1 protein-coding gene is annotated in these 1,047 nt (G+C 63.2%); it reads right to left on the bottom strand.

Annotated elements, in window-relative coordinates:
* Window positions 1-16: 16 nt before the first annotated feature.
* A protein-coding gene (locus M9978_RS22980; RefSeq protein ID WP_436977213.1) for an IS630 family transposase occupies window positions 17-959 on the bottom strand; the annotation gives its coding sequence in 2 pieces (ribosomal slippage) (window positions 17-614 and window positions 613-959; 945 coding nt in all).
* Between the last annotated feature and the right edge of the window lie 88 nt (window positions 960-1,047).

Raw genomic sequence — 1,047 nt, 5'->3', positions numbered from 1 at the left:
CTAGAGCATGATCATCTTAGATTGAAGCATATCCGGAGTTTTTGAGGTAGTTGGCGCATTCGTGTTGTGGGAAGGCATCGAGCAGGATGCCGATGCGCTGCCATGTTGCCTCGACGGAACGTTCCTGAGCTTTGCGCAGCAGGGTTTTGAGTTTGGCGAAGACCTGTTCGATCGGGTTGAGGTCTGGGCTGTAGGGCGGGAGGAACAGCAGCCTGGCGCCGACTGAGCGGATAGCGCGGCGGGCGGCTTGTCCTTTGTGGCTGCCGAGGTTGTCGAGGATGACGATGTCGCCAGGCGCAAGCGTTGGGACGAGGAACTGCTCGACCCACGCGGTAAAGCTCTGGCCGTTGATCGGTCCGTCGAGCACGCAAGGCGCATCGATCCGGTCATGGCGAAGCGCGGCAATGAAGGTCAGCGTGCGCCATTTGCCAAACGGCGCCTTGGCGCACAGACGTTCGCCGCGCGGGGAGCGGCCATGGGTGCGCGTCATGTTGGTCTTGGCCCAGGTCTCGTCGACGAAGACGAGACGGGAAGGGTCAAGCCGACCCTGATATTTCTTCCACTGCGCCCGGCGCCGCGCGATCTTCGGTCGGTCCTGCTCGGTGGCGAACAGGCTTTTTTTTGAACGTGACGCCTTCGCGATCGAGGAACAGCCACAAGGCACCGTAGCTCGCCTTCACCCCGCGCTCGCCCAGCTCGGCCAGCAGCGCTCGCAAGGTCAGATCAGGCTCGACCGCCAGACGCGCCAGCAGCCACTCGCGCTCGGGCAGCAACACCGGCTTGCGGTGCCCACCCAGCTTGCCCGGCGCCACGCCACCTGTCCGGCGCTGTCGCTGCGACCAGCGCACCGCGCTCGCCACGCTCACACCAAACTGCGCCGCCGCCGATCGCGCCGTCCTCCCAGACGCCATCGCCGCAACAACACGCTCGCGCAAATCAATCGAATAGGCTCGGCTCATCCCTGCTGGCCTCCTGCCCAGCCAGCAGGTTGAATCAGAAATCCCCCAACAAGGGAATCCAGATTCAATCAATCACGATCACGCTCTA

Origin of the sequence: Sphingomonas tagetis (assembly GCF_024211275.1) — a bacterium.
GTDB classification, from domain to species: Bacteria; Pseudomonadota; Alphaproteobacteria; order Sphingomonadales; family Sphingomonadaceae; genus Sphingomonas; species Sphingomonas tagetis.
This window is presented reverse-complemented; position numbering and strand designations above follow the sequence as displayed.